Origin of the sequence: Streptomyces mutomycini, from assembly GCF_001700505.1 — a bacterium.
GTDB classification, from domain to species: domain Bacteria; phylum Actinomycetota; class Actinomycetes; order Streptomycetales; family Streptomycetaceae; genus Streptomyces; species Streptomyces mutomycini.
The window spans coordinates 20,025-26,010 of the sequence record NZ_MAPV01000097.1 but is presented as its reverse complement, the minus strand read 5'-3'; the positions used below and the strand labels follow the sequence as shown (position 1 = coordinate 26,010).

General features: G+C 70.8%; 6 protein-coding genes. 1 reads left to right on the top strand and 5 read right to left on the bottom strand.

Annotated elements, in window-relative coordinates; genetic code table 11:
* Positions 1-136: 136 nt before the first annotated feature.
* Complete coding sequence (locus tag BFF76_RS15320; protein ID WP_053930375.1) at positions 137-673, bottom strand: alkyl hydroperoxide reductase; 537 nt, start codon at positions 671-673, stop codon at positions 137-139.
* Positions 674-685: 12 nt separating this feature from the next.
* On the bottom strand, positions 686-1,240 hold the full coding sequence (locus tag BFF76_RS15315) for a peroxiredoxin (protein ID WP_031091730.1): 555 nt from the start codon (positions 1,238-1,240) through the stop codon (positions 686-688).
* A 132-nt stretch (positions 1,241-1,372) separates the two neighbouring features.
* Between BFF76_RS15315 and BFF76_RS15310 the strand changes: the two genes are divergently transcribed.
* Positions 1,373-2,332 (top strand): hydrogen peroxide-inducible genes activator, encoded by a 960-nt coding sequence (locus BFF76_RS15310; protein ID WP_031091729.1) that lies wholly within the window; start codon positions 1,373-1,375, stop codon positions 2,330-2,332.
* A 28-nt stretch (positions 2,333-2,360) separates the two neighbouring features.
* Here BFF76_RS15310 and BFF76_RS15305 read toward each other — a convergent pair whose 3' ends face one another.
* From BFF76_RS15305 to BFF76_RS15295, 3 genes are read right to left on the bottom strand one after another with little or no spacing between them, the layout of a single operon-like run.
* Complete coding sequence (locus BFF76_RS15305) at positions 2,361-4,697, bottom strand: ABC transporter permease (protein ID WP_065848436.1); 2,337 nt, start codon at positions 4,695-4,697, stop codon at positions 2,361-2,363.
* Entirely contained in the window at positions 4,694-5,380 is a 687-nt protein-coding gene (locus BFF76_RS15300; RefSeq protein ID WP_053930377.1) for an ABC transporter ATP-binding protein, read from the bottom strand. The genes BFF76_RS15305 and BFF76_RS15300 overlap by 4 nt, the downstream gene beginning before the upstream one ends.
* Positions 5,377-5,901, bottom strand: coding sequence for a PadR family transcriptional regulator (locus tag BFF76_RS15295; RefSeq protein WP_031091724.1), 525 nt, complete (start codon positions 5,899-5,901; stop codon positions 5,377-5,379). Before BFF76_RS15295 ends, BFF76_RS15300 begins: the two co-directional genes overlap by 4 nt.
* Positions 5,902-5,986: the final 85 nt, after the last annotated feature.

The window sequence follows — 5,986 nt, the reverse complement described above, 5'->3', positions numbered from 1 at the left end:
CCCGGCCGGCCGGGGACCCGGCGGACAAGGACGAGCGGCCGGACCCGGCGGACGGGCCGGACAGGTGACATGAGAAGAAGGGCCCCGTCGACGGTCGGTCGTCGACGGGGCCCTTCCCGTACAAAGGTACTGCCCGTTACAGCCCGGCGAGTACTGCCTCGGATTCGAGGGTCACGCCGACCGCCTGGATCACCGAGGCGATCTTGACGGCTTCCTGGATCGTCTCACGGTCGACGCCGGCCTTGCGCAGCACCTGCTCGTGGGAGTCCAGGCACTGGCCGCAGCCGTTGATCGCGGAGACGGCGAGCGACCACAGTTCGAAGTCGACCTTCTCCACGCCCGGCTTGCCGATGACGTTCATCCGCAGGCCCGCACGGAGGTTCCCGTACTCGGGGTCCGACAGCAGGTGCCGGGTGCGGTAGAAGACGTTGTTCATCGCCATGATGGCGGCGGCCGACTTCGCCGCGGTGTACGCCTCGTCGGAGAGGGCGGCCCTGGCCTCCGGCTCCAGCTCGCTCAGCACCTTCGGCGAGCGCGAGGCGATCGCGCAGGCGAGGACGGTGCCCCACAGCTGCTGCTGGGGGAGCTCGCTGTTGCCGATGACCGAACCGAGGTTCAGCTTCAGGTCCTTGGCGAAGTCCGGTATGGCGGACTTCAGTTCGTCGAGTGCCATGTCCGTATCAGCTCACTCGCCCGAGAGGAGGGCGACCGGGTCGAGGGTCGTCTCGCCCTTGGTCCAGTTGCAGGGGCAGAGCTCGTCGGTCTGCAGGGCGTCGAGGACCCGCAGGACCTCCTTGGGGTTACGGCCCACGGAACCGGCGGTCACCATCGTGAACTGGATCTCGTTGTTCTGGTCGACGATGAAGACGGCGCGCTGGGCGAAGCCGTCCTCGCCCTCGATGCCGAGGTCACGCATGAGCTCGTGCTTCGAGTCGGCCAGCATCGGGAAGGGCAGGTCGGTCAGGTCCGGGTGGTCCTTGCGCCAGGCGTGGTGCACGAACTCGGAGTCACCGGAGAAACCGAGGATCTGGGCGTCACGGTCGGCGAACTCGTCGTTCAGCTTGCCGAAGGCGGCGATCTCGGTGGGGCACACGAAGGTGAAGTCCTTCGGCCACGCGAAGACGATCTTCCACTGACCCTCGTAGGTCTTGTGGTTGATCTGCTCGAACTCCTTGCCGCTCTCCAGCGACACACAAGCGGTCAGGTCGAACTCGGGGAACTTGTCACCGACAGTGAGCACGCGCACTCCTTGTTGCGTAGGAAATCCCTTTTTGGGGGCGTTCCTGGGGGTTGGACTGCCCCCACCTTGGCACAGGGTGCATTGATCACGGAAATAGCTACACTCGGTCGGGGTGATCGGAGGTGCCTATCAGTGGCGTATGTAAATCAGGCCAATAGGGTCAAGCAGCCCAGTCTCTCGCAGCTGCGCGCCTTCGCGGCCGTGGCGGAACATCTGCACTTCCGGGACGCGGCGGCAGCAATCGGCATGAGTCAGCCGGCGCTTTCCGGGGCGGTCTCCGCGCTGGAAGTGGCACTGGGTGTCCAGCTCATCGAGCGTACGACGCGCAAGGTACTGCTCTCGCCCGCGGGGGAGCGGCTCGCGGTGCGGAGCCGGGCGGTGCTCGAAGCGCTCGGCGAGCTGATGGAGGAGGCCGAGGCGGTGCGTGCGCCGTTCACCGGGATACTCAGGCTCGGCGTGATCCCGACGGTCGCGCCGTATCTGCTGCCGGCCGTGCTCAGGCTGGTCCATGAGCGCTATCCGGACCTGGATCTCCAGGTCCACGAGGAGCAGACCTCCTCGCTGCTGGAGGGGCTGGCGGCCGGACGGCTGGACCTGCTGCTGCTCGCCGTGCCGCTCGGGGTGCCCGGAGTCACGGAACTTCCGCTGTTCGACGAGGACTTCGTGCTCGTCATGGAGAAGGAGCACCACCTCGCCGGGCGCACCGGCCTGCCGCGTGAGACGCTGCGCGATCTGCCGCTGCTGCTGCTCGACGAGGGCCACTGCCTGCGCGACCAGGCGCTGGACATCTGCCGTGAGGCGGGGCGCACCCAGGGCGCGCCGGTGACGACGACCGCCGCCGGGCTCTCCACACTGGTGCAGCTCGTGGCGGGCGGGCTCGGCGTGACGCTGCTGCCGCGTACGGCGGTGACGGTGGAGACCGGGCGGGACGAGTCGCTGTCCACCGGGTACTTCGCGGATCCGGCGCCCTCGCGGAGGGTGGCGCTGGCCGTGCGTACGGGCTCGGCGCGGCAGGAGGAGTTCGAGGAGCTCGCGGCAGCGCTGCGCGGTGCGATGGGGGCGCTTCCGGTGCGGGTGCACGAGGAGGGGTGAGGGCGCCCCAGGAGCCCTCACCCCGGCATCACTCCGTACGCAGACCGTCCGGGCGCATCAGGCGCCACAGCAGGGGCAGGGAGAGCAGAGTCACGGCTGCGACGAGGGCCGCGCCCGCGCCCGCCATCGGCAGGAACAGCCACCACCGGGTCACCGTCTTGGCCAGCATCCACGTCATGACGGCGCCGAGACCGAGGCCGCCCGTGATCGCGACGAGCAGGCCGACGGCCACCGGCACGGCGGTCTGCCAGAGCACCGACCAGCCGAGGGTGACACGCCTGGTGCCGAACGCGACGAGCACCGACAGCAGCCGTTTCCGCTCCCGGAGCTGTTCCAGCTGGGAGACCAGCATCGACGCGGCGATGAGCAGCAGCGTCGCCGCGGCGCCGAACCGCAGTCCCGTCTGCACGCTCGCGTACTGACGGTCGCGCTCCACGGAGTGGAGGGTGGCGACCCTCATGCCCGGGTCGATCCCGGCGGCCGTGTTCCGCACGTACTCGGCGGCGTCCTCGACGTCCTCGTCGACCCTGATCTGCGCCATGGTCTGGGCGTTCGGGAGGGTACGCGGGTCGACGGCGCCGACCGTGGCCATGATTCCCCAGTGCTCGTCGCCGAGCGGGTCGGGGGCGGCGGTGACCGTGCGGGCGTCGGCGGGCAGGGTCCAGCGCACCGACTCGGCGTCCGGCGTGTATCCGGCGGAGGAGTTGAGCTCGATCTCCTCGCCCTTGCGTGCCGTTTCGTCGACCCAGGCGCTCATCTTCCTGTCGCCCCTGGGATGCACGACGAAGACGTCGCCCTCCTCGCAGGCACCGATCTCGGCGAGCTCCTTCAGGGTCGCGCAGTCGCCGATGCTCAGGGTGGTGGTGGGCGTGACCTCGTCCTCGCTGTACTTCCCCGGCTTCGTCACGTACGTCTCGACCGTGCCGATGACGGCCTCGACCCCCTCGGTGGACCGGAACGCCTCGATGGTCCGGGCCGCGGCGTCTCCGTCGACCCTCTCCGAGTAGGTGTGGAACTGGGCGCGTGACGGGTCCTGCCCGGTCATCCGCTCGAACTCGTCACCGACCGCCGCGAACAGCATCTGCAGGGCCACCGCGCCGGCGACCGCCACGGTGATGCCGCCGGCCGCGCGGGACGCCGCCCCGCTGTTCAGCTGGAGCCTGCGGACCGCCAGCTGCCAGGGCAGCGGACCGCCGCGCAGCCGGTTCACGACGGCCTCGACCAGCCAGGGCAGCAGCAGCGCGAGCCCGAAGAGGACCAGCACCGCGCCGGCCGCGATCGGGTACGGGTTGACGGGTGTGAACTCGTCGACCCTGCCTGTCAGACCCAGCACGGCCAGGCCCGCGACCGGTATCAGCAGGCGCCACCAGAGGCGGCGCCGGCCGCCGCGGGCGCTGCGCACGACGCCCAGCGGCTCGACGGCCACCGAGCGCATGGCGGCGAGTGTGACGAGCACGGCGGACAGGGGTACCGCCAGGGCGACGAGCGCCACCAGCCAGGCCGTGGGCGTCAGATCGGACGGGAAGGCGCTGTGGTTCCACACCTCGACGTGCCCGACGAACCTGCGGCCCACGAGGAAGAACGCGAAACCGGCCAGCAGTCCGAGCAGCGAGCCGAACAGGGCCTCGCCGGCCGCGATCCGGCGGGTCGCCCGGATGTCCGTGCCGACCAGGCGAAGGGCGGCTAGCCGGCGGTCGCGGCGTTCGCCGCCGAAGCGCACGGCGGTGGCGATGAAGACCGCCACGGGTGCCAGCAGCACGACACAGATCAGGATGACGAGGACGACCAGGACGGGGGAGAGCGGTGCGCCCGAGGGGCCGCCGCCGTAACCGGCCAGCCGGTGCCCGCCGGTGGCGGGGGTCAGCGAGTCGCTGCCCGCGTAGAAGTACAGCTCGCCCGGGGAGCGCAGACCCGCGTCGGCGATCGTCGTGGTGATCTCGTACGGCAGGCGCTCCTTGAGGAGCGCACCGTCGGGCGAGTCCAGCAGCTCCGCGAGGGCGGGCGACGCCGCCATCTCGCCCGGTCCCGGAAAGTCCGTGACACCGGGCGGTACGACCGGGTGCGAACCCTCCGCGCGCATCAGGAAGCCTTCGACGGTGAGGCCGCGGTACTCCGTCGCCGCGTCGATCCGCAGGACCGTGCTGTCCGACTCCGGGATGTCCGCGTCACGCGACGCGGAAGCCTCCTCGCGGGCCTGGTCGCGCAGGGAACGCTGGTCCAGCAGGTGCGGCACGGACGAGGCGACCAGCAGCAGCGCCACCCCCAGTCCCACGCCGACCGCGGTGAGCGCGGTCCGTGTCCAGCCCTCCCGCCCGCCGCCGACGGCGAAGCGTACGCCGAGGCCGAAGTCGCGCAGCCAGCTCATACGGCGTACGCCAGGTCGCGGCACCGGCCGTCGCGCACGGCGACGTCGCGGTCCGAGTAAGCGGCCACGCGTGCTTCGTGCGTCACGAGCACGACGGCCGTGCCGGCCGTCCGGGCGGACTCCGTGAGCAGCTCCATGACCCGTTCGCCGTTCAGGGAGTCCAGGGCCCCCGTCGGCTCGTCGGCGAAGACCACCTTGGGGGAGGCGACCAGGGCGCGGGCCACGGCCATGCGCTGGCCCTGACCGCCGGACATCTCTCCGGGGCGCTGGGCGGCGAGGTCCTCGACCTCCAGGCGCCGCATCCACTCCAGGGCGGTGCGCTCGGCCTCCCTGCGCTTCACGCCGTTGAGGCGGAGGGGCAGGGCGACGTTCTCCACGCCGGTGAGTTCGGGGACGAGGCGGCCGAACTGGAAGACGAAACCGAAGTCGGTGCGGCGCAGGGCGCTGCGCTCGGCGTCGGACATCGTCGACAGCTCGCGGCCGCCGTAGGTGACGGTGCCCGCGTCGGGGGTGATGATCCCCGCGAGGCAGTGCAGCAGCGTCGACTTGCCCGAGCCCGACGGGCCCATGACGGCGACGACCTCTCCGGGGTGGACGGAGAACGAGGCTCCGTCGAGAGCGGAGTTCGAGCCGTAGCTCTTGTGGAGGCCGTGGGCGGCGAGGAGGGAACCGGCGGGGGTCACGGGGCGACCACCTCGGCGAGCCGGCCGAGACGTGCGGAGGTCAGTTCCAGCCACCGCAGATCGGCTTCCAGGTGGAAGAGCGCGTGGTCGCAGATCAGCTGGTCGGCGAGGTCGCCCCGGCGCTTGCGGTCGGTGAGGATGCGCATCAGGCGCAGGTGCTCGGAGCGCTGGGAGTCCAGGAGGTCGGCGGCGTCGCGGCCGGTGAGCAGGGCCAGGACGACCTTCGTGTACAGGGTCGACTGGAGATACGGCTCGGGCTTCTCGGGCTGCGCCAGCCAGGCGGCGACATCGGTGATGCCCGCCTCGGTGATGGCGTACCGCTTGCGTTCGGGCCCGCCGTCCGTCTCGACCCCGTCGACCTCGACGAGCCCGTTCTTCAGCAGGCGGGACATGGTCGCGTAGACCTGGCCGTAGTGCAGGGGGCGATCGTGCCCGAACCTCTCGTCGAACGCGCGCTTGAGGTCGTATCCGTGACGGGGGCCGGACTCCAGGAGTCCGAGGAGGGTGTGACCGATTGACATGGGCTGCACTGTACACGGTGTGTATACCTGTCGTGTATACAAGGTCGGAGGGCGGGCGCGGGGCCCCGGGGCCCCGCGCCCGCCC